This is a genomic window from Cryobacterium psychrophilum (assembly GCF_004365915.1).
GTDB classification, from domain to species: Bacteria; Actinomycetota; Actinomycetes; order Actinomycetales; family Microbacteriaceae; genus Cryobacterium; species Cryobacterium psychrophilum.
The window spans coordinates 3,215,292-3,237,194 of the sequence record NZ_SODI01000001.1 but is presented as its reverse complement, the minus strand read 5'-3'; the positions used below and the strand labels follow the sequence as shown (position 1 = coordinate 3,237,194).

Below are 21,903 nucleotides of genomic sequence, written 5' to 3'. Positions count from 1 at the left end.
TTCAGGCACCTCACCAAAGACACGGTGCCGCATATACCGAACCGGAGAGTCATGAACCACGTCGACCGCGTCCCCGAGAAGCCCGCCCTCGAAGGCCTCGAAGCCAAGTGGGAGAGCAGGTGGGACGCCTCTGGCACCTACCGTTTCGACCGCGAGATCGCGACCAGGGAGTCGATCTACTCGATCGACACTCCCCCGCCCACCGCCTCCGGATCGTTGCACATCGGCCACGTGTTCTCGTACACGCACACGGACGTCGTTGCCCGTTTCCAGCGCATGCGCGGCAAGAACGTGTTCTACCCGATGGGTTGGGATGACAACGGTCTCCCCACCGAACGCCGGGTGCAGAACTACTACGGCGTGCGTTGCGACCCGTCGCTCCCCTATGTCGACAATCTCGTACCGCCGTTTGAGGGCGGCGATGGCAAGAGCATCAAGGCCGCCGACCAACTGCCGATCGGCCGCCGCAACTTCATTGAGCTGTGCGAGGTGCTGACCAAGGAGGACGAGAAGCAGTTCGAAGAGCTGTGGCGCACCCTCGGGCTGAGCGTCGATTGGAACCAGACCTATCGCACGATCGGCCACGAGGCACTGTTCACCTCGCAGCTCGCTTTCCTCGGCAACGTTGAGCGCGGTGAGGCCTACCAGGCCATGGCGCCCACCCTGTGGGACGTCACGTTCCGCACCGCCGTCGCCCAGGCAGAACTCGAAGACAAGGACCAGCCGGCCTCATACCACCGCGTATCCTTCCACCAGCCTGGCGGCGAGGTCATCAACATCGAGACCACCCGCCCCGAACTGCTTCCGGCCTGCGTCGCCCTCGTCGCCCACCCCGACGACGAGCGCTACGCGCACCTGTTCGGCACCACCGTTCGCACGCCCCTCTTCGACGTTGAGGTGCCCGTACTCGCCCACCACCTGGCCCAGAAGGACAAGGGCAGCGGAATCGCGATGATCTGCACGTTCGGTGACGTCACCGACGTGGTCTGGTGGCGCGAACTCGACCTGCCCAACCGCGCCATCATGGGCTTCGACGGCCGCATCATCGCCGACGCCCCCGACGTGATCACCTCGGAGACGGGCGTGGCAGCGTATGCCCAGCTCGCCGGCAAGACCGTCTTCGGCGCCAAGGCCGCCATCGTCACCCTGCTGCGCGAAAGCGGTGAGCTCGTCGGCGACCCCAAGCCCATCGTGCACGCCGTCAAGTTCTTCGAAAAGGGCGACAAGCCCCTCGAGATCGTATCCACACGCCAGTGGTACATCCGTAACGGCGCCCGCGACGAAGCGTTGCGTGCCCGCCTGCTCAAGCATGGATCCGACCTGCAGTGGCACCCGGAATTCATGAAGGTCCGCTACGAGAACTGGGTCAATGGACTGACCGGGGACTGGCTTATCTCACGCCAGCGCTTCTTCGGCGTTCCCCTCCCGGTCTGGTATCCCCTCGACGCCGACGCCAACCCCCTCTTCGATGCGCCGGTCGTTGCGACCCGCGATATGCTCCCCGTCGATCCCACCTCGGATGCCGCCCCCGGTTACACGGAGGACCAGCGCGGGCAGGCCGGCGGCTTCGTCGGCGAAGTCGACGTGATGGACACGTGGGCCACGTCGTCCCTCACCCCGCAGCTGGCCGGTGGCTGGGAGCGCGACCCCGAATTGTTCGAGCTGGTGTTCCCATACTCGCTGCGCCCGCAGGGGCAGGACATCATCCGCACCTGGCTGTTCAGCACGCTCTTGCGCGCCGAACAGCAGCACGGAACCTCACCGTGGCAGCACGCGGCACTGTCCGGGTTCATCGTGGACCCCGACCGCAAAAAAATGTCCAAGTCCAAGGGCAACGTCGTCACCCCCGCAGACATGCTCGTGAAGCACGGCTCGGACGCCGTGCGCTACTGGGCGGCCTCGTCTCGCCTCGGAACCGATGCGGCCTTCGACCCGCAGAACCCGACGCAGATCAAGATCGGACGTCGCCTGGCGATCAAGATCCTCAATGCCAGCAAGTTCATCCTCGCCTTCGAGGGTAAGACCGACGCGCCGGTGTCAGAGCCGCTGGACCAGAGCATGCTCGCCGGCCTCGCGCTCGTCGTAGGCCAGGCCACCAAGGCCTTCGAGAACTACGACCACGCTCGCGCCCTCGAGGTGACCGAGAGCTTCTTCTGGACGTTCTGCGACGACTACCTTGAGCTGGTGAAGGAACGCGCCTACGGAGAGCCCGGGGCGGCCAGGGACTCGGCCGTCGCTGCGCTGCGCACCGCCCTCTCGACGCTCCTTCGCCTCTTCGCGCCCTTCGTGCCTTTCGCCACCGAGGAAGCTTGGTCATGGACGAACGACGAATCCATTCACCGTGCCCCCTGGCCGATCGTTTCCGAGCTCATCTCGGAGGACGCCGGTGCCTCACGCGGCAACATCGCGCTGCTCGATCTGGCCAGCCGAGCCCTCACCGGCATCCGGCGCGGAAAGACCGATGCCAAAGCCTCCCCGAAAACCGACATTTCATCTGCTGTAATAAGGGGAACGACACCGGAGGTCGGCCTGCTTGCGCTGGCCGCCGCTGATCTCAAGGCAGTGGGTCGGATCGATGAACTGATTTTTGTCGAGGGCAGCGAATTAGCCGTGACCGACATTGTGTTCGCCACCGTGTTGGAAAGTTAGGAGCACCGGATGTCAGTACAGGTACGCCCGCTGGGCGACAAGGATTTCTTTTCGTGGCTGGGCCTGTTCGAGGGCTACAGCGAGTTTTACGGGAGCGAACTCACCGATGGGAAGGCTCTGCAGGTGTGGAGCTGGATCATTGATAAGAATCATCCCCTGACCGGCGCCGTCGCGATCGACGATGACGGCACCTACGTGGGGCTCGCGCATTTCCGTGCCGTGCCGCAAACCCTGAGCGCCACCATGGGCCTGTGCCTGGACGACCTCTTTGTGACGCCCGACGCCCGCGGTGCCGGCACGGGGCGAGCCATCATGGATTTCGTGAAGCAGCACGCGAAGGACAAGGGTCTGGCCCGCATCCGTTTGATCACGGCGGCCGATAACGCGACCGCTCAGATTCTGTACGACCAGGTCGGCACTCGCACCGACTGGGTCACCTACGAGATCACGGTCTAGGTCATGCAGCTCGGAACTCGCTGGGCGCTGGGAGCGCCCCTTCCCTCCGGCCTGCCGGAGGTCGTAGTGATCGCCGTCCAGGCGGTCGAGGGCGACCTGGCCGGGGTCGACACGGACACGTCAGCCTGGCGTTGGACGTTGACCTGGCTGGAGAAGAAGCCAGTCATTGAGCTCGATGACGGCACCGTCATCAACTACGACGCCGCCGAAGACAGCGCGACGATCACCCAGCCGGCGACGGCCGTGGAGGACGACGAGGACTGGATCTAGCCCGTGTCCGGGTCCATCCGGTGCCGGTCGATTCGTTCCCACAGAGCAGCCGAACCCAGGCCGCCCGCGACGCTGAGCGCCGCGAGGGACAATCCAGTGGCCGAGCACACGCCGGCTGGTTGCTCGACTCACCACCGTCGACGTTGGTTCCGAAATGCCAGGCTCGTGACAGGCCCTACGTTCGTGCGAGTATTTCGCCGTGCGGCATGGCGAACCAGCCGTCAGGATCGTGAACCCACGTGCGCCACGCCGCCGCAATGTCACGCAGCTCCGCCAAGTCGGCGACACCGGATTCGATGGCGTGTGCTGCGAACGACGATTCCGTGGCGCGAACAGCCCACGATTCCCCCCACCACTCTCGTTCGGCATCCGTAGCAAAACACCAGATGGACGCGCTCGCGGCCACACTGGCGAACCCGGCCCGTCGCGCCCACGCCTTGAGCGCGCGGCCCGCGTCCGGGTCTCCACCGTTCCAGAAATGCACGTCCCGATAGGTTTCCATCCATTTTTCGAGTCCCGGGAGCGCGGGATAGATAGCGACGCCCCCATAGTCCACGTCCCTGGCGGCGAAGAGACCACCGGGTTTGAGTACCCGTCTGATCTCGCGCATGGCCGCCACGGGATCGGAGAGGTGCTGCACAACCTGATGGGCATGAACGATGTCGAACGACGCATCGTCGAAATCGAGGGCATAGACGTTCCCCACCCGAAAGCTGGCGTTGTGCACCGCCTCATCAACGGCGAGGCCTTCGGCATAGATGATGATCTGCGCCGAGGCATCGATGCCGACGACCCGCCCGGGTGACACCCGGCGCGCCAGGTCGACCGTGATGGTTCCCGGACCGCAACCCACGTCGAGCAGCGTCATCCCGGGTTTCAGTTCGGGTGCGAGGTAGGCCGCCGAATTGTCCACTGTGCGCCAGGTATGGGATCGGAGCACGCTCTCGTGGTGCCCGTGCGTGTAGGCGTCCAGAGGGACCGCCTTGCGCGGAGCAACCTCCGGGTCATCGAATTCCGGACCGGCAGCAAAATCTGGGTGGGCCATGACCCGAGCCTAGGACGGAAGTACCCAACTAGGGTGGCAACATGGTTGATTCGGCAAACCCCTTCTTCGCTGCGAGCGCTCTGCCGTACCAACTGCCGCCCTTTCTCGAGATATCGGAGGCCCACTATCGCCCCGCTTTCGAGCGCGGCTTCACCGACCAGCTCGCGGAGATTGCCGCGATCACCACGAATGCGTCTGCGGCGACCTTCGACAACACCATGCTGCCGCTTGAGCGCAGTGGACAGGTGCTGGGCCGAGTCGCTGCCGTGTTCTTCAACCAGACGTCCAGCGACTCTAACGAGTTCACCAACGCGCTGGAGGAGGAACTCGCCCCCCGCCTCGCGGCCCACGGCGACGCCATCCGCCTCGACCCGGCACTCTATTCACGCATCAGCACCCTGCACGAACAGCGCGGCTCCCTCGGCCTGGGCGACGAGGCCGACTATCTCGTGGAACGGTACTTCACGGAGTTCACCCTCGCCGGGGCAGGGCTCTCCGTCGAGGACAAGGCCATACTGCGGGAATACAACAGGCGCTTGTCAACGCTCACCACCCGGTTCGAGAAGAACCTGATGGCTGACACGAACGACCTCGCCGTCGTTGTGGACACCCTCGCGGAGCTCGACGGGCTCGCGGCCGGCGAGATCTCCGCCGCGGCGCAGGCGGCCACGGAACGCGGACTCGACGGCAAGTACCTGCTCACGCTTGTGCTGCCCACCTCTCACCCCTACCTCGCGGATCTGACCGACCGCGATGTGCGCGAACGTTTGCTGGCCGCGTCACGTGCCCGCGGTATCCGTGGTGGCGCCAACGACAACCGTGCCCTCGTGATCGAGATCACCCACGTGCGCGCGTTGCGAGCTCGTCTGCTCGGCTTTGCCAGCCATGCGGCCTACGTCACCGCCGACGAGACGGCAAAGACTCCGGAAGCCGTTGCCGATATGCTCGGCCGGCTGGCTCCCGCCGCCGCCAGGAACGCCCGTGCCGAGCAGGCTGACCTGCAGGCGGCACTCAGCGAGGACGGTGCGTCGTTCGAACTGGCCGCCTGGGACTGGGCCTTCTACACCGAGAAGGTTCGCCAGCAGAAGTTCGACGTGGACACCGCCGCAATGCGCCCGTATTTCGAACTCGAAACCGTACTGCGCAACGGGGTGTTCTTTGCGGCCGAGAAACTCTACGGGGTGACCTTCACCGAACGCCCGGACCTCAGCGGCTGGCATGCGGAGTCCCGCGTCTTCGAGGTCACGAATGAAGATGGGTCCCCAGCGGGGCTCTACATCGGTGATTTCTACACCCGTGACTCGAAGCGCGGCGGGGCATGGATGAACCCCCTCATTTCGCAGTCGACCCTCCTCGGCACCCCCACGGTCGTCTGCAACAACCTCAACGTCGCGAAACCGGCCCCGGGTCAGGCCACGCTCTTGAGTTTCGACCAGGTCACCACACTCTTCCACGAGTTCGGTCACGCGCTGCACGGGCTCTTCGCGCAGGTCACCTACCCCAAGTTCTCCGGCACCAATGTGTACCGTGACTTTGTGGAGTTTCCGAGTCAGGTCAACGAAATGTGGATGCTGTGGCCGGAAGTCCTCGGTAACTTTGCCCGGCACCACGAAACGGGTGCGCCGATGCCGCAGCACCTCGTCGACCGCATAAAGGCATCCGCGACGTTCAACGAGGGCTTCTCCACGAGTGAATACCTCGCCGCCGCCCTGCTCGACCAGGCGTGGCACCGGATCGATTCCGACACTGTCGTCACCAATGTCGCCGAGTTTGAGGCCGCGGCGCTCTCAGCGGTAGGACTGGACAATCCCGTCGTGCCCACACGATACGCCAGCACCTACTTCGCCCACACGTTCGCGGGAGGATACGACGCCGGCTACTACTCCTACATCTGGAGCGAAGTGCTCGATGCAGACACGGTCGACTGGTTCACGGAGAACGGCGGCCTGACGCGCGGCAACGGGGACCGCTTCCGGGACCGCCTGCTCGGCGTGGGCGGCAGCAAGGACCCGCTTGAGGCCTACGTGGACTGGCGCGGTCGACCGGCCGGCATCGAGCCCCTGCTGGAGCGCCGCGGCCTCACCTAGCCCGAACGATGGCGCCCGCTCGGGTCTGGCCTGCTCCGGTATGGCCCGCTCCGGTATGGCCCGCTCCGGGGCGGAGGGTCAGGCAGACTTGTCTTCGCGTTGGTCGGAGTGCAGCACCATCGTGGGGGCCGCGTTGTTCAGCACGGAATCACGGGTGATGATGACCTTGGCCACGTCTTCGCTCGAGGGGACCTCGAACATGATCGGTCCGAGGACTTCTTCCATGATGGCGCGCAGACCACGCGCACCGGTCTTGCGCAGGACGGCGAGGTCCGCAATGGCTTCCAGGGCGGGCTGCTCAAATTCCAGCTCGACACCGTCGAGCTGGAACATGCGCTGGTATTGCCGCACGAGGGCGTTCCTGGGCACGGTCAGGATCTGCATGAGAGCCACCTGGTCGAGCTGGGTGACGGTTGTCACGACCGGGAGGCGGCCGATGAACTCGGGGATCAAACCGAATTTGTGAAGGTCTTCGGGCAGAACCTCGCCGAACAGGTTGATGTCGTCGCCCTTGATGTGCAGGGGGGCGCCGAAACCGATGCCTTTCTTGCCGGCACGGGACGAGATGATTTCTTCGAGTCCGGCGAAGGCGCCGGCAACGATGAACAGCACGTTTGTCGTGTCGACCTGAATGAATTCCTGGTGCGGGTGTTTGCGGCCCCCCTGCGGCGGAACGGATGCGACGGTGCCCTCGAGGATCTTGAGCAGCGCCTGCTGCACTCCCTCTCCAGAGACGTCGCGGGTGATGGAGGGGTTCTCCGCCTTGCGCGCGATCTTGTCGATCTCGTCGATGTAGATGATGCCGGTCTCGGCGCGTTTCACGTCGTAGTCGGCGGCTTGAAGCAGCTTCAGCAGAATGTTCTCAACGTCTTCACCGACGTATCCGGCCTCGGTGAGGGCCGTGGCATCCGCCACAGCGAAGGGAACGTTGAGCTTCTTCGCGAGGGTCTGGGCCAGGTACGTCTTGCCGCACCCGGTTGGGCCGATCAGCAGGATGTTGGACTTTGCGATTTCGACGTCGTCGTGAATCGCGTCGGCTGCGGCGAGAGTGGCGCGGGACCGAACGCGCTTGTAGTGGTTGTAGACGGCAACGGCAAGGGCGCGCTTGGCGGGCTCCTGGCCGATGACGTATTCCTCGAGAAAGCCGAAGATCTCCTTGGGCTTGGGAAGGTCGAATTCGCTCGTACCTTCTTCGGCGCCGGCTTCAGCGAGGCGTTCCTCGATTATTTCGTTGCACAATTCGACGCATTCGTCGCAAATGTACACGCCGGGACCCGCTATGAGCTGCTGCACCTGCTTCTGGCTCTTTCCGCAGAAGGAGCATTTGAGCAGGTCGGCGCTTTCGCCTATTCGGGCCATCGGTCAGCCTCCTCCATCGGTATCACTGCCATCGAGCCTAGCCTGTGCCCGCGACACTTGCGCGCAAGCTGGCACTTGCGAAACGGCGCGTCCCCCGAAGGATGACGCGCCGTGCGCAGTGTCGTGCGTGTATCCGTGGCTGGCGGTTACTTGACCAACATCGGAAGGTTCTTGCGGCTGGTCAGGACCTGGTCGATCAGACCGTACTCCAGCGCATCCGCCGCGCTCATGATCTTGTCGCGGTCGATGTCCTTGTTGACCTGTTCCACGGACCGGTTGGAGTGGTGGGACAGGGTCTCCTCCAGCCAGACGCGCATGCGCAGGATCTCGGCCGCCTGGATCTCGATGTCCGACGCCTGGCCTCCACCCTGTCCGCCAACCGAGGGCTGGTGGATGAGGATACGGGCGTTCGGCAGGGCGAGGCGCTTGCCGGCGGTGCCACCGGCGAGGAGCACTGCCGCGGCCGACGCCGCCTGGCCGAGACACACGGTCATCACGTGCGGACGAATGTACTGCATCGTGTCGTAGATCGCCGTCATCGCGGTGAATGATCCACCGGGAGAGTTGATGTACATCGTGATGTCGCGGTCAGGGTCCTGGCTCTCGAGAACGAGAAGCTGGGCCATGACGTCATCAGCGGATGCGTCGTCAACCTGCACGCCGAGGAAGATGATGCGGTCCTCGAACAGCTTCGCGTACGGGTCCTGGCGCTTGTAGCCGTAGGCCGTGCGCTCCTCGAACGTGGGCAGGATGTAGCGGGAGTCGGGCATGTTCTTGGCCGAACCGCCCATCGAGCTGTAGGCCGTTCCACCGAATGTGGGGATGCTCATGATTACTTTCCTGTTCCTTCGGTGGACTACTTGGTGGCTTCGGGATCCGTGCCGCCGCCGCCGGTGACATCCGAAGCGGATGCACGGAGGTGGTCGACGAAGCCGTATTCGACGGCTTCCTGGGCGCTGAACCAGTTGTCACGGTCACCATCGGCATTGATCTGCTCGGGGGTCTTACCGGTCTGGGCGGCCGTGATCTCGGACAGGCGCTGCTTCATGTCGAGGATGAGCCGAGCCTGGGTCTGGATATCGGCGGCGGTGCCGCCGAATCCACCGGATGGCTGGTGCAACAGCACCCGGGCGTTGGGGGTGATGTAGCGCTTACCCTTGGTGCCGCTCGTGAGCAGGAACTGCCCCATCGAGGCGGCCATGCCGATACCCACGGTCACGATGTCGTTGGGAACAAACTGCATGGTGTCGTAGATCGCCATACCGGCCGTGATGGAACCACCGGGCGAGTTGATGTAGAGGAAGATGTCGCGCTTCGAGTCCTCGGCTGCAAGCAGCAAGATCTTGGCGCAGATCTCGTTGGCATTCTCGTCCCGGACCTCTGATCCGAGCCAGATGATGCGGTCCTTCAGCAGTCGGTCAAAAACACCGGTGTTGGGTGTCGGGTCGGCCATATCGTGCTCCGTTTCGTTGTCGCTTCTCCATAAAGGTATCTGAGCACGCACGCCAAAATGACCGTGTTCGCCCTCGGCAGATTGATCGGGGCACTCCCCCGCCCGCCACCGTCGAAAAAGGGGCGTGGAACGGGCGGGAGCGAGTGCGGAAAGCCAAAAAGGGCCGGATGTCGTGAGACATCCGGCCCTTGGGGCGCACTACGCGCCGGTGGTGCTAGTGGAACCAGTGCTACTTGGCAGCGTCCTCGGCGGGGGCGTCAACGGCGTCGGCCGCGTCTTCCCTCGTCTCGGCTTCGCCAGCGTCGGCGATGACCGGCGCAGTGAACTCCGCGAGGTCGACGGGCTTGCCGTTGGAGTCGACGACCTCGGCCTGGCCGAGGGCAATCGCGAGCGCCTTGTTACGGGCGACCTCGGCCACCATCGACGGGATCTGACCGTTGGTGTTGAGCGTCTGCACGAACTCGCTCGGGTCCATGCCGTACTGGCTGGCGCCCTGAATGAGGTACTGCGTGAGCTCGTCCTGGCTGACCTTGACCTGCTCGGCTTCGGCGATCGTGTCGAGCAGAATCTGCTGACGGAACGTCTTCTCGCTCGCCTCGGTGACCTCGGCGCGGTGGGTGTCGTCTTCGAGGCGGCTTTCACCCTCAAGGTGACGGTTCACCTCGTCCTCGATGATCGCGGAGGGAAGCGGAACCTCAACGGATGCGAGGAGGGTCTCGATCAGACGCTCGCGCGCCTGGCCGCCCTGTCCGAACACCTTGGATTTCTCGACCTGGGTCTTGAGGCTCGCGGTGAGCTCGGCCATCGTGTCGAACTCGCTCGCGATCTGCGCGAAGTCGTCGTCGGCGGCAGGAAGCTCGCGCTCCTTGACGGCGATGACGGTGATGGTGATCTCGGCGGTCTGGCCCTCGTGATCTCCACCCATCAGGTCGGAGTTGAAGGTTGTGGTCTCGCCAGCGGTGAGCGAGTCAAGTGCCTCGTCGATGCCGTTGATGAGGTCGCCGGAGCCAACCTCGTAGGAGATGCCTGCCGCAGTGTCGACCTCGACGCCGTCAATGGCGGCAATCAGGTCGATCTGGGCGAAATCGCCCGTCTTGGCGGGACGATCGACGGTGATGAGCGTACCGAAACGGCCGCGCAGCTTGTCGAGTTCTTCGGCAACCTCTTCGTCGGTGATCTCGACGGCGTCAACGGTCAGCTTGAGTCCCTTGTAGGAGGGGATCTCAATCTCGGGGCGAACGTCAACCTCGATGGCGAGCTGAAGGTCTCCGGAGAAGTCCTTGTCGCTCGGCCATTCGAGGATGTCAGCCTCGGGGCGACCGAGCGGGCGAAGCTTGTGCTCTTCGACGGCCGCGCGGTAGAAACCGTCGAGACCCTCGTTGACGGCGCGCTCAAGCACGGCCGACTTACCGACGCGCTGGTCGATGATGGGCGGCGGAACCTTGCCCTTGCGGAAACCGGGGATATTGATGTCCTCGGCAATGTGCCCGTAGGCGTGGGTGATGGCTGGCTTCAGCTCGTCGGGGCTCACCGCGATGGTGAGCTTGGCGCGCGTGGGGCTCAGTTTTTCGACCGTGGACTTCACTCGGGACTCTCCTGTGTATTGAAACGGTGTGCTGCGGGTAATGTCGGGGCGACAGGATTCGAACCTGCGACTTTCCGGCCCCAAACCGGACACTCTGACCAAACTGAGCTACGCCCCGGATCAAATTCAACCCGTAGTGGACAACCGTCTGACGTGTGCAGCAACGCCCGGCGGATTGGCCTCCGTCAGTCTAATGCACGCGATTCGGCAACGAGTGCCCTAACTGGCACCCGGCACCCTGTTTCCTGTACTACGATATTCGAGTGCCCAACAAAACGGGCCTGGGGATGTAGCTCAATGGTAGAGCCTCAGTTTTCCAAACTGATGGCGCGGGTTCGATTCCCGTCATCCCCTCCATTGGAACAATAGGACCGCAGCCCACTGGCTGCGGTCCTATTGTGTTTCCGGCTTCACCACGACGAACTGCCCCATCATGCCCGCGTCTTCATGGGCGAGGAGGTGGCAGTGGTACATGTAGGGAGAGTTCGGGTCGGTATACGGTCCGAACTGCATGATGAGCTCGTACCGCACCCCCGGTTCGAGATAAATGGTGTCTTTCCAGCCCGCGAGCTCCGGTGGCGGCGGCGCGCTTCCCACTCGCAACACCTGGAATTGCACGGCATGAACGTGAAAGTTGTGCGGCATGGGCATCGTGTTCTCCACGGTCCACACCTCGGTGGAATTGGCCTCGACGGTTTCGTCGATGCGTCCCATGTCCATGAGCTTGTTATTAATGTTGTAGCCGTTGAGCACGAAGGAGCGTTTCTGGCTCGCGTCGCTCGCTGAAAGTTTCTGCATCGGTACCAGGGACGACGGCGTGACGGCCTCCGCCGTGAGGGTGCCCGCGGCCCGCAGCTCGAGCACATCGAGGGTGTCCGCGCCCGCGTTCTGCTCGCTGACTGTGGGCTTCAGCCCGAGGTCCGGCGGCGTGGAACGCAGCGTCACGGTCTCCCCCGGAACCATCCTGACCAGCACTTCTGCCCGTTCACCCGGTGACAAGCGGATACCGGTCATCGGTGCAGGGGACCGCAACAGTCCCCCATCGGTGCCGATGAGGTCAAAGGAACGCTCGTCGTTGAACGCGAAGTTGTACACCCGGGACGCCGAGGCGTTCAGCAGGCGCAAGCGCACGACATCCGTTGTCACGTCGAGGAAGGGATCAACGGTTCCGTTCACGAGCATCTGGTCGCCGAGGGGGCCGATGAAGCCGCGCACGTCGGTGACCATCTGCCCGTTCTCGTCGAAACGGCGGTCCTGCACCATGACGGGGATGTCATCTACCCCATACGTGCTGGGCAGGTCGAGCGCCCGCTCCGCATCGTCGTGCAGGATGATCATTCCCGCGAGCCCCATCTCCACCTGGTGCTCGGTCTGCCCGCTCACGTGCGGGTGGTACCAGAGCGTCGAGGCGGGTTGGTCGATGGTCCAGTCCGGGTGCCAGCTCGCATCGGGCGCCAGGAGCTGGTGCGGGCCGCCGTCCATGCGGGCCGGCAATCGCATGCCGTGCCAGTGCACGGTGGTGGCTTCGGCCAGCGTATTCGTGACGTTCATCTGAACATGCTCGCCGCGGTCCATCACGAGGGTGGGCCCCAGGAAGCCTTGGTCGTAGCCCCAGGTTTCGGTGTCGACACCGGGTGTGAACTGGGTCGTGTCGGCCTGGGCCGTGAGGTCGAACGACCTCGTACCGTCTGCTGCCACGGTGGACGGGGCCAGCGGCGGAATGAGGAGCGGATTCGAGAAGTCCACCGTCCCCACCGTGTTGATGACCCCCGCACCCCGATCGCCGGAGCACCCGGCGAGCGCGATGGTGAGTGCCGCGAGCGCAGCAAGGGCCACCGTGAGGCGGGTGGCGAGGGGGTGGCGGGCACCTGATGAGCGCTGCGGGGTGGAGGTGAGCACGTTCATATAGTCACGGGCGTTCTGGTCTCGGTGAGCTGGGTGGCTTACAGGGTGTTGTGGGTGAACCGGCCGGCGAGCAGCGTCGCGGCCACCGGCATCCGTCGGAGGTCGGAAACGGACGCGACCAGCGGGTCAATCTCGCACACGGCGAGGTCGGCGACGTCCCCAACCTTGATACGGTGTCGCCCGCGAGCGGATGCGGCGAGCGCGGCCTGCCGGGACACGGCCTGCTCGGGGTTCCATGGTGCCCGACCGTGCTTGGTGCGCCCGACCGCGGCCGCCATGCTCACCCAGGGGTCGAGGGGGGCGACGGGCGCGTCCGACCCGAAGGCGAGCGTCGCACCCGCGGCGAGCAGGTCGCCGAGCACGAAGGCCCGCTCGGTACGGCCCGCCCAAAAACGGTCCGCCACGTCGCGATCGTCGAGGGCATGCTCCGGTTGCACGCTCGCGACCACACCGAGCGTCGCGAATCGGTGCACGTCGGTGGGAGTGAGCAGTTGCGCGTGCTCGATGCTTCCGTGGGTGGGCGTTCCCTCTGCCGCCAGCTGTTCGAACGCGTCGAGCGCGAGGCGATTGGCGTGGTCACCGATCGCATGCACGGCCGGGCGGATACCCGCTGCCGCGGCCTGACGCATACGCGCCAGCAGCTCATCGGCCGGAACGTTGAGCACTCCGCGGGAGTGCGGCCCGCTTTCCATGCCGGGGTATTCCGCAAAGCACAGGGCAGTACGGGTATTGAGGGACCCATCCGTGATCACTTTGAACGGGCCGACGGTGAGGAGTCCCTGTGTTCCGGGGATCACCGCGCCGGAGCGCAGCCCCTGTGCCAGCGCACGGCCCAGGTGCTCGCTATACAGGCCGAATTCCACGCGGAGCAGGTCGGCCCCGGCCCCCATGCGGCGCTGCCAGACGTCGAGGTTCCACGCCATCTCCAGGTCGACGATACCCACGACGCCCCGGCTCGCCGCCTGCCGGGCTGCGTCGAGCGCCCAGGCGTCGAGCACGCCGTCCTGGACCGTGTCGATCGCACCCTCGACGGCGAAGGCATCCGCTTCCCGCAGCAGACCGGTGGGGTGACCATCCAGGCCGTGCTCGGCCAGTGCCGCCGAATTCAGCCAACAGCTGTGCAGGTCACCGCTGACCAGCACCACGGAGATTCCCCGAGAGACCGCGTCGAGCACACCGAGGGTGGGCATGTCCGGCCACAGGGCGTCGCGAAAACCGAATCCGATGAGGGTCTCGCCCGGCCGCATCTGACCGGCCCTGGCCGCCACGAGGATCGCGACCGCTGCCGCGCTGTCGGCCGCGGACACGTCAAGGCGGCGGGCGGTCTGCGCCCATTGACTGAAGTGCACGTGATTGTCCCACAGCCCGGGAATCAGCCACCGCTCACCGAGGTCGATCGCCCGGTCCGCCATGGGGTGTGCCTGCCGGGGGCCGATACGACGGATGCTGCCGTCGGCGATCTCGACATCCACGACGTCGTCACTGCCCGGAAGCCCGGCATTGCGCAGCAGCAGGGTCATGCCTGGCACCGCGGGCACCAGTAGAGCTTTCGTGCGGCCATCTCTTCAATGACGATGTGGGTGCCACACACCCGGCAGGGCAGACCCTCGCGCTTGTAGACCCAGTGCCGGTCGGCACGGTTGCGCATGGCGAGATGAAAATCAGCTCGGTCGAGGTCGTCCATGGTCATCATCTGGCCGGTTTCCACACCAATGTGCAGCAGGTGCGCCCAGTCCTGCCAGAGCGCTCGCACGGTTTCGTCGCTGAGCGATTTACCGGGCGCGTGCGGGTTGATGCCCGCCCGGAACAGGAGTTCGGCCCGGTAGACGTTTCCGATTCCGCTCACCACGGACTGGTCCATCAGCAGCTTGCCGATGCTCGTGGGTTTGCGGCGAATCACGCTCGTGAAGCGCTCCTCGGCCTCCGGGCTGTTGTCGAGCTCCGGGTCGGGGCCGAGCCTGGCCATGGACACCATTACCTGGGCCGGGTCGAGCACTTCGCACGCGGTCGGGCCCCGCAGGTCGGCACAGACTGTTTCCGTGAGCAGGCGAACCCGCACCTGACCGATGGGTTCCGGCGGGAACACCTCCAGCTGGTTGAGTTCCTTCTCCTGCTCCGACATGCGCACGCGGGTACGGCGGGGCGCACCGATGCTGTGCAGGGAATTCTCCCCGGCCGTATCCAGGATGGAAGCATCGGGAACCGCATTGAGGTCGGTGCCCCGCTGGTTCGTCTGACCCATCCGCCCGTTTGCCGACGCGATCGTGGCATCGAGGAGCAGGTCACCCGAGAAATCCCACGCCCCGTACAGGCCAAGGTGGATACGCAACCACAGCTCGTGATCGAATTCGAGGAACATCTGCTTGCCCACGGCACGGGCGTCGGTCATGGTGCGCCCATCGAGCACCGCGGCGCCTTCGACGAAGCGCCCCTGCGGCGACGAGAAGCGCACGGGGTGCCCGAGAAAGTTGCGTTGGAACTGCCGCGTGATGCGGTGAACGGAATGACCCTCGGGCACGGCTACTGAACGATGCCCTTGCCAGCGATGGTGCCCGTGGTCTCATATTCGGCCAGCTGCCGGATACGTCGCGCGTGACGTTCCTCGTCGGAGTACGGCTCGGCGATGAACGCGTCGATGAATGCGGTGGCTTCCTCGATGGTGTGCTCCCGCGCGCCGATCGAGATGACGTTGGCATCGTTGTGCTCGCGGGCAAGCCTCGCCGTGCTGAGGTTCCACACGAGCGCGGCGCGGGCACCGGTGACCTTGTTTGCGGCCATCTGCTCGCCATTGCCCGAACCACCGAAGACCAGCCCGAGGGCGTCGATTCCCTGCTCGCGATCGTTGACGACGGCTTGCGTCGCATTGATGCAGAACGCGGGGTAGTCGTCGAGGGGATCATAAGCGGTTGGACCGTGGTCGACCACCTCATGGCCGAGGCCTCGCAGGTGCTTGATCAGGTGATGACTGAGGTCGAGACCGGCGTGGTCAGTGGCGATATGAATGCGCATATGAGCAGTCTATTTAGCCGCGGAGGCCGCGGAGTGCGATACGTCGAAGTTGGGGTCTCTCGTGCGGCTGCGCTTGAGTTCGAAGAAGCCGTCATAGCTTGCGGCGGCAACCACCCCGTCCCAGAGTGCGAGGGCCTGGTCGCCCATGGGCGCCGGCGAGACGACCGGGCCGAAGAAGGCAACATCATTGATGGCAATCACGGGCGTTCCAACGTCCATGCCCACGCGGTTGATGGCGTCGAAGTGACTCGCACGCATCTGGGTGTCGTACTCGTCGCTGTCGGCGTAAGCCGAGAAACTTGCGGGCAGGCCGACCGCGGCGAGCGCGAGGGCTATGACCTCGTCGGCGTCATTGTTCGCGCCAATATGAATTTCGGCTCCGAGCGCGTCATACAGTGCCTTCACCATCACCTGCCCGTGACGTTCCTCGGCCGCCTGCACCAGTCGGGTGTACTTGAGGGCGCGGGGCAGGAACGCGCGGTATTCCTCGCTGAGGTCCTGGTCCTCGTTCAGTACGGCGAGGCTCATGACCCGCCATTCGACGTCGAAGTCTCGCGACCTGGCCACCTCATCGACCCACCGGGATGTCATCCAGGCCCAGGGACACGCGGGATCAAACCAGAACTTCAGGGAATCAGTCATGCCTTCAGCTTATATTCACCGGCCCGGCGCTCCCCCTGAATACGCCTGACTGCGGATGCCGTGTGCCCCCGGGTGCGCCGCATCCGTTGTCTGCGCGGGTCTGACACACGCCGACATAGAATTGTCTGATGATCACCGAGCCTGAACCCGCCGCAGACACCATGACTGCGCCCGCAGACTCCCCCGAGTTCGAGCCTGCCGGCATCGACCCGGTCGAAATGGCCACAACGCTGCGTGTGCTCGCGTCGCTGAGCGACATCGACCCGGAGGATCCCGACTTCGTCACCGTTCGCCAGGCCACCGCAAAAATGTTCAAGTCGGTGAAAATGGCCCGGCGCGGCGAGAAGCGCGCCGCCATCAAAGACGCCGACCGTGAGGTGATCGCGGCGACCGCCACGGGCGCACCCACCCGCATTGATGACGAGACTCGCGGCGCTCAGCTGTCCCTCGGCACGGCCGCCACCTCGGCCGGCGAACTGCTCGTGCCGCGCGCCTGCTATATCTGCAAGCAGAAGTACACCCTCGTCGACGCCTTCTACCACCAGCTGTGCCCGAGCTGCGCGCTGATGAGCCATGCCAAACGCGATGCCCGCACCGACCTCACCGGCAAGCGCGCCCTGCTCACCGGCGGCCGCGCCAAGATCGGCATGTACATCGCCTTGCGCCTGCTGCGTGACGGCGCCCACACGACGGTGACCACGCGTTTTCCGCGCGACGCCGTGCGTCGTTTCGCGGCCATGCCGGATTCGAACGACTGGTTGCACCGCCTGCGGATCGTGGGCATCGACCTGCGCGACCCGGCGCAGGTGATCGCGCTCGCCGACTCGGTGGCTGCCGCCGGGCCCCTCGACATCCTGATCAACAACGCCGCGCAGACCGTGCGCCGCTCCACGGGCTCCTACTCCCCACTTGTTGACGCCGAGGATTCGCCCCTGCCCGACGGTCCCCTACCGGAAATCGTCTCCTTCGGGCACACGAACGATGCCCACCCGCTCGCGCTCGCGGCATCGGTCTCCGGCCATCCGCTCCTCGCCCCGACCGCGGGGTCCGGTGCACTCACCGCGGAGGACCTCACCCGGCTCGCCCTGACACCCGGTTCCTCATCGCTGGAGCGCCTCGCAGCCGGCACGGCCATCGACGCCGGCGGGCTGGTTCCCGACCTGCACTCGCGTAACAGTTGGACCGCGAATGTGCAGGACGTCGACCCGCTCGAGATGCTCGAGGTGCAACTGTGCAATACGACGGCACCGTTCCTGCTCGTGAGCCGCCTGCGCACCTCACTCGCGGCATCCGCGGCCCGGCGCACCTACATCGTGAACGTGTCGGCCATGGAGGGCGTGTTCGGCCGCGGGTACAAGGGGCCGGGACACCCGCACACGAACATGGCCAAGGCCGCGCTCAATATGCTCACCCGCACGAGTGCGAAGGAGATGCTTGACGACGGCATTCTCATGACGAGCGTTGACACCGGGTGGATCACCGACGAACGACCGCACCCCACCAAGATTCGTCTCGCCGAAGAGGGCTTCCACGCTCCGCTCGATCTCGTGGATGGCGCCGCCCGGGTCTACGACCCCATCGTGCGCGGCGAGGCCGGCGAAGACCTGTGCGGCGTCTTCCTCAAGGACTACAAGCCCGGCGCCTGGTAACTTCGGGGGCCGGTCAGCCTCGGCTGCATTATCCGAGCCAGTGCAGGGAGCGCCCGTGCGGCTGGGTGAACGCGATCGGCGTGCCGTCGAGGGCGAGTACAAAATCGGATGACGCGGTGGGCGTCGCCGAGAGGCGCTCGAGCACCCCGGGGACCACACCGCGGCCCTCGTTGGCAAGCCAGCGGACGGGCAGAGTGGCCAGTTGATTCTTCAGCCGACCTCGTGCCTGACCATCGAGGTAGAGAAGCACCGCGGTGTGGAACACGACGATCGTGGCTCCCTCCGGCGCTCGCGCCACGAGGGCGGCGAGCTGCTCGTTGAGGTCGCCGCGTACGATCTCCACCGCCGGCTGGCGCGCCACAGCGATGGCCGCCCGCAGGCGTGCCCGGCGGTCATCGTGCTCCGGCCAGATCAGGGCCTCGAGCCAGTTCATGTCGGAGGCCGAGTTCACGTCGAGCGGATTGAGGTCGATGCCCGCGCGCCACACCACCTCCGGCATCTGCTCGGGAATCGGCGCGGGGCCGGAGACGGCACAGTCCAGTAGGACGGGGCTCGGCCCCGTGGCGGGGTGCAGTATCCGTTCGTGCCCGTCGTCGGTGACATACCGGTAGCTGTAGCGATCGGGGTGCAGGCAGAGACCGGCGGATGCCCCCACCTCGATGAGCGCCAGCGGCCCGCGGAGGGATGCGAGAGCCGGCAGCAGCGTCGCGCAGCGCCCGGCCTCGTTGGTCTGCGTGGAGTGCGTGCGGCAGACGGCCTCCACCTCCGGCCAGTGCGCGGGCAGCCACCGTGCAAAGTCGACGTAGGGGCCGGCCGTCGCGCCGCAGAACCGGGCCGCGCTGAAGACCAGGTTCGGCTGCCGCTTCACCGCGGGAAGCCGGTCGATCAGCGCCACCATCGCGGGATCGTGGGCGATGCCGCTGGCCCACTCCTCGTAGCAAGCGCTGAGGCCCCTCGCCTCACTCTCGGCGAACTCGCGGTAACGATCGGGCGTGGACGCCCGGCGATCGGTGCTCCTTCTCATGCCACCAGCGTAATGACGGATAGTGTGGATATTCATGTGCACTGGCACCAGAAGCGCTGCCACATGCTCACTGGTCGTGAAACCGAATTGGAGAAGCTGTTGCCTGGAGAAAACCTCACCCGCGTCGAAGCCCAGGAGCGCGCCGCGCTGGTCAGTGTTCACCGTTACGACGTGACCCTCGACCTCACGACCGGCCCGGAACTTTTTGCCAGCACCACCACGGTCCGGTTCGCGGCCGCAGCGGGAGCATCCACCTTCATTGACGCCATCACGCGCACGGTGCACAGTGTCACGCTCAACGGCGTGGCCCTTGACCCGGCCGTCGTGAGCGACGGCATCCGCATTCAGCTGGGCGATCTCGCCGCCGAGAACGAGCTCACGGTTGTCGCCGACGCCGTCTACACGAACACCGGTGAGGGCCTGCACCGCTTCGTCGACCCGGTTGACAACGAGGTCTACCTCTACAGCCAGTTCGAGGTCCCCGACTCCCGTCGCATGTTCGCCGTCTTTGAGCAGCCGAACCTCAAGGCCACCTTCGCGTTCACCGTCACCGCACCCAGCGCATGGCAGGTGGTCTCCAACTCCACCACCCCGGAACCCACGGACGCCGGAAACGGCAACGCCACCTGGGCCTTCGCGCCCACGCACACCATTTCGAGCTACATCACGGCCCTTGTTGCCGGCCCGTACGCCGTGGTGCGCAGCGAACTCACCTCAAGCGACGGTCGCATCATCCCGCTCGGCATCTTCAGCCGCAGGAGCCTCTCCGAGTACCTGGATGCCGATTACATCGTTGAGAAGACCACGCAGGGCTTCGCGTACTTCGAGGAAAAATTCGGTTTCCCGTACCCCTTCGACAAGTACGACCAGCTGTTCGTGCCGGAGTTCAACGCCGGTGCCATGGAGAACGCCGGCGCTGTCACGTTCACCGAGACGTACATCTTCCGCTCCAAGGTCACCGACGCCATCAAGGAACGTCGCGTCGTCACGATCCTGCACGAGCTTGCCCACATGTGGTTCGGCGACCTCGTCACCATGACGTGGTGGAACGACCTGTGGCTCAACGAGAGCTTCGCCGAGTGGGCATCGACAATCGCCACCGCCGAGGCGACCGAGTGGCACGAGGCCTGGACCACTTTTGCCGTCATGGAAAAGAGCTGGGCCTACAAGCAGGACCAGCTCCCCTCGACGCACCCCGTGGTTGCCACGATCCGCGACCTCGATGACGTCCAGGTGAACTTCGACGGCATCACCTACGCCAAGGGCGGCTCCGTGCTCAAACAGCTCGCCGCCTGGGTGGGCATTGACGCTTTCTTTGCCGGCGTCGGCTCGTACTTCCAGAAGCACCAGTGGGGCAACACCGAGCTGCGCGACCTGCTCGTCGAGCTTGAGGCCTCGAGCGGCCGCGACCTCACCGAGTGGGCACAGTTGTGGCTGGAGACCGCGGGGGTCAACACCCTGCGCCCCGAGATCGCCGTCGACGCCGAGGGAACGATCACGAGCTTCGCCGTGCTGCAGACCGCAGCGGCCGACTACCCGACGATTCGACCGCACCGGCTCGCGATCGGCTTCTACAACCTCGATGCCTCGTCCAGGCTCGTGCGCACCGACCGTTTCGAACTCGACGTCGACGGTACGCGAACGGATGTTGCCGAGCTCGTTGGGAGGGCTCGCCCCGACCTCGTTCTGCTCAACGACGACGACCTGACCTACGCCAAGGTGCGCCTCGACGAGGCTTCCCAGGTTGTGGCGCTTGAACACCTCGCCGCCATCGAGAGCCCGCTGGCTCGGGCCATCGTGTGGGGCTCGGTCTGGGACTCCACCCGCGACGCCGAGACCAGCGCACACGACTTCGTGCGCCTCGTGCTGGGCAACGTCGCGACCGAAACCGAGTCGACAACCCTGCGCACCGTTGTGGGCCAGCTTGTGCTCACCGCCTCCTCCTACGTGGCGAAAGCGCACCGCACCGCCGTGGTGACCGAGGTCTCCGATTCCCTGTGGGCTCTCGCGGAGGGCGCCGCGGCCGGAAGCGACGCCCAGTTCCAGTTCGTGAAGTTCTTTGCGTCCGTCGCCAAAACCGATCAGCAACTCGCGCACATCGCCGGCCTGCGTTCGGGCACCGAAACACTGCCCGAACTCACGATTGACACCGACCTGTCCTGGGAGCTCCTCATCGCGCTCGTGGCCGGTGGCCAGGCTGCTGCCGCAGACATTGATGCGGCCCTCGCGAACGACAACACGGCGACGGGTGCCCAGTCCGCCGCTCTCGCCCGGGCAGCGATTCCCACCGCGGAAGCCAAGCTCGCGGCCTGGTCATCGCTGATCGACGTGGACACTGCCGCGACAACGATCGTGCGCACGACGGCCGCCGGATTCCTCCGCGTGAACGACCCGGCGCTGCTGGCGCCGTTCGCGGCGAAGTACTTCGACATGCTGCAGTCGGTGTGGGCGGCACGCAGCTTCTCGATCGGGGAGAAACTCGTGATCGGTCTCTACCCCTCGCCGCTCAACAACCAGGCTCTCGCCGATGCGACGCGCACCTGGCTTGACGCGAATGCCGAACCGGCGGCTCTGCGACGCCTCGTCGTGGAGAACCTCGCCGGTGTGGAGCGTTCGCTCGCCGTACAGGCTCGCGACGCCCAGTAGCGCCGCCACACCACCAGCTCCGTCGTGGTTCACGCCGGGGCGGAGCTGTTTAACCGCCAGTCTGCGTCGTTATGTCGTGGACGGGCAATCGGCTGAGGCTGCACGGCACTCAGGGTTGGCTCCG

General features: G+C 65.3%; 17 protein-coding genes and 2 tRNA genes. 7 read left to right on the top strand and 12 right to left on the bottom strand.

What is annotated here, in order from left to right:
- The first annotated feature begins 51 nt into the window (after window positions 1–51).
- From valS to EDD25_RS15225, 3 genes are read left to right on the top strand one after another with little or no spacing between them, the layout of a single operon-like run.
- A complete protein-coding gene (valS, locus tag EDD25_RS15235; RefSeq protein ID WP_134174466.1) occupies window positions 52–2,649 on the top strand; it encodes a valine--tRNA ligase in 2,598 nt (865 codons plus the stop codon).
- 9 nt (window positions 2,650–2,658) lie between these two features.
- Complete coding sequence (locus EDD25_RS15230; protein ID WP_241986405.1) at window positions 2,659–3,105, top strand: GNAT family N-acetyltransferase; 447 nt, start codon at window positions 2,659–2,661, stop codon at window positions 3,103–3,105.
- 3 nt (window positions 3,106–3,108) lie between these two features.
- A complete protein-coding gene (locus EDD25_RS15225) occupies window positions 3,109–3,375 on the top strand; it encodes a hypothetical protein (RefSeq protein ID WP_134174464.1) in 267 nt (88 codons plus the stop codon).
- Window positions 3,376–3,550: 175 nt separating this feature from the next.
- Here EDD25_RS15225 and EDD25_RS15220 read toward each other — a convergent pair whose 3' ends face one another.
- Window positions 3,551–4,420 (bottom strand): methyltransferase domain-containing protein, encoded by an 870-nt coding sequence (locus EDD25_RS15220; RefSeq protein WP_134174462.1) that lies wholly within the window; start codon window positions 4,418–4,420, stop codon window positions 3,551–3,553.
- A 41-nt stretch (window positions 4,421–4,461) separates the two neighbouring features.
- Here EDD25_RS15220 and EDD25_RS15215 point away from each other — a divergent pair, with 41 nt between their 5' ends.
- Window positions 4,462–6,507, top strand: a complete 2,046-nt coding sequence (locus tag EDD25_RS15215; RefSeq protein WP_134174460.1) for a M3 family metallopeptidase — start codon at window positions 4,462–4,464, stop codon at window positions 6,505–6,507.
- A 78-nt stretch (window positions 6,508–6,585) separates the two neighbouring features.
- On the opposite strand, the gene clpX is transcribed toward EDD25_RS15215, so the two are convergent.
- The 5 genes from clpX to EDD25_RS15190 all read right to left on the bottom strand — a co-directional run bounded on the left by clpX (window position 6,586) and on the right by EDD25_RS15190 (window position 11,022).
- On the bottom strand, window positions 6,586–7,866 hold the full coding sequence (gene clpX, locus EDD25_RS15210; protein ID WP_134174458.1) for an ATP-dependent Clp protease ATP-binding subunit ClpX: 1,281 nt from the start codon (window positions 7,864–7,866) through the stop codon (window positions 6,586–6,588).
- Window positions 7,867–8,012: 146 nt separating this feature from the next.
- The gene (locus EDD25_RS15205) at window positions 8,013–8,696 is read right to left on the bottom strand and encodes an ATP-dependent Clp protease proteolytic subunit (RefSeq protein WP_134174456.1); all 684 of its coding nucleotides are present in this window, start codon (window positions 8,694–8,696) and stop codon (window positions 8,013–8,015) included.
- A 26-nt stretch (window positions 8,697–8,722) separates the two neighbouring features.
- Entirely contained in the window at window positions 8,723–9,319 is a 597-nt protein-coding gene (locus EDD25_RS15200) for an ATP-dependent Clp protease proteolytic subunit (RefSeq protein WP_134174455.1), read from the bottom strand.
- A gap of 229 nt (window positions 9,320–9,548) precedes the next feature.
- On the bottom strand, window positions 9,549–10,904 hold the full coding sequence (gene tig / locus EDD25_RS15195; RefSeq protein WP_166671321.1) for a trigger factor: 1,356 nt from the start codon (window positions 10,902–10,904) through the stop codon (window positions 9,549–9,551).
- 43 nt (window positions 10,905–10,947) lie between these two features.
- Window positions 10,948–11,022: transfer RNA gene (locus EDD25_RS15190), tRNA-Pro, on the bottom strand.
- A 165-nt stretch (window positions 11,023–11,187) separates the two neighbouring features.
- Here EDD25_RS15190 and EDD25_RS15185 point away from each other — a divergent pair.
- A tRNA-Gly gene (locus EDD25_RS15185) sits at window positions 11,188–11,261 on the top strand.
- 36 nt (window positions 11,262–11,297) lie between these two features.
- Here the strand turns inward: EDD25_RS15185 and EDD25_RS15180 are convergent.
- The 5 genes from EDD25_RS15180 to EDD25_RS15160 are packed head-to-tail and all read right to left on the bottom strand — an operon-like array spanning window position 11,298 to window position 16,460.
- A complete protein-coding gene (locus EDD25_RS15180) occupies window positions 11,298–12,809 on the bottom strand; it encodes a multicopper oxidase family protein (RefSeq protein ID WP_134174453.1) in 1,512 nt (503 codons plus the stop codon).
- Between the two features lie 38 nt (window positions 12,810–12,847).
- Window positions 12,848–14,347: an amidohydrolase gene (locus EDD25_RS15175; RefSeq protein WP_338419618.1), complete on the bottom strand. Its 1,500-nt coding sequence runs from the start codon at window positions 14,345–14,347 to the stop codon at window positions 12,848–12,850.
- Window positions 14,326–15,327, bottom strand: coding sequence for an Fpg/Nei family DNA glycosylase (locus EDD25_RS15170; protein ID WP_134174451.1), 1,002 nt, complete (start codon window positions 15,325–15,327; stop codon window positions 14,326–14,328). Before EDD25_RS15170 ends, EDD25_RS15175 begins: the two co-directional genes overlap by 22 nt.
- Window positions 15,328–15,329: 2 nt before the next feature.
- Window positions 15,330–15,818, bottom strand: coding sequence for a ribose-5-phosphate isomerase (locus EDD25_RS15165; protein WP_134174449.1), 489 nt, complete (start codon window positions 15,816–15,818; stop codon window positions 15,330–15,332).
- Between the two features lie 9 nt (window positions 15,819–15,827).
- The gene (locus EDD25_RS15160; protein WP_134174447.1) at window positions 15,828–16,460 is read right to left on the bottom strand and encodes a mycothiol-dependent nitroreductase Rv2466c family protein; all 633 of its coding nucleotides are present in this window, start codon (window positions 16,458–16,460) and stop codon (window positions 15,828–15,830) included.
- Between the two features lie 161 nt (window positions 16,461–16,621).
- On the opposite strand from EDD25_RS15160, the gene EDD25_RS15155 reads away from it, so the two are divergent.
- Complete coding sequence (locus tag EDD25_RS15155; protein ID WP_134175574.1) at window positions 16,622–18,109, top strand: SDR family NAD(P)-dependent oxidoreductase; 1,488 nt, start codon at window positions 16,622–16,624, stop codon at window positions 18,107–18,109.
- 28 nt (window positions 18,110–18,137) lie between these two features.
- On the opposite strand, the gene EDD25_RS15150 is transcribed toward EDD25_RS15155, so the two are convergent.
- Complete coding sequence (locus EDD25_RS15150; RefSeq protein ID WP_134174445.1) at window positions 18,138–19,133, bottom strand: DUF2332 domain-containing protein; 996 nt, start codon at window positions 19,131–19,133, stop codon at window positions 18,138–18,140.
- A gap of 99 nt (window positions 19,134–19,232) precedes the next feature.
- Here EDD25_RS15150 and pepN point away from each other — a divergent pair, with 99 nt between their 5' ends.
- Window positions 19,233–21,779 carry an aminopeptidase N gene (pepN, locus tag EDD25_RS15145; RefSeq protein WP_134175572.1) on the top strand — a complete coding sequence of 849 codons (2,547 nt, stop codon included), beginning with the start codon at window positions 19,233–19,235 and terminating at the stop codon, window positions 21,777–21,779.
- Window positions 21,780–21,903: the final 124 nt, after the last annotated feature.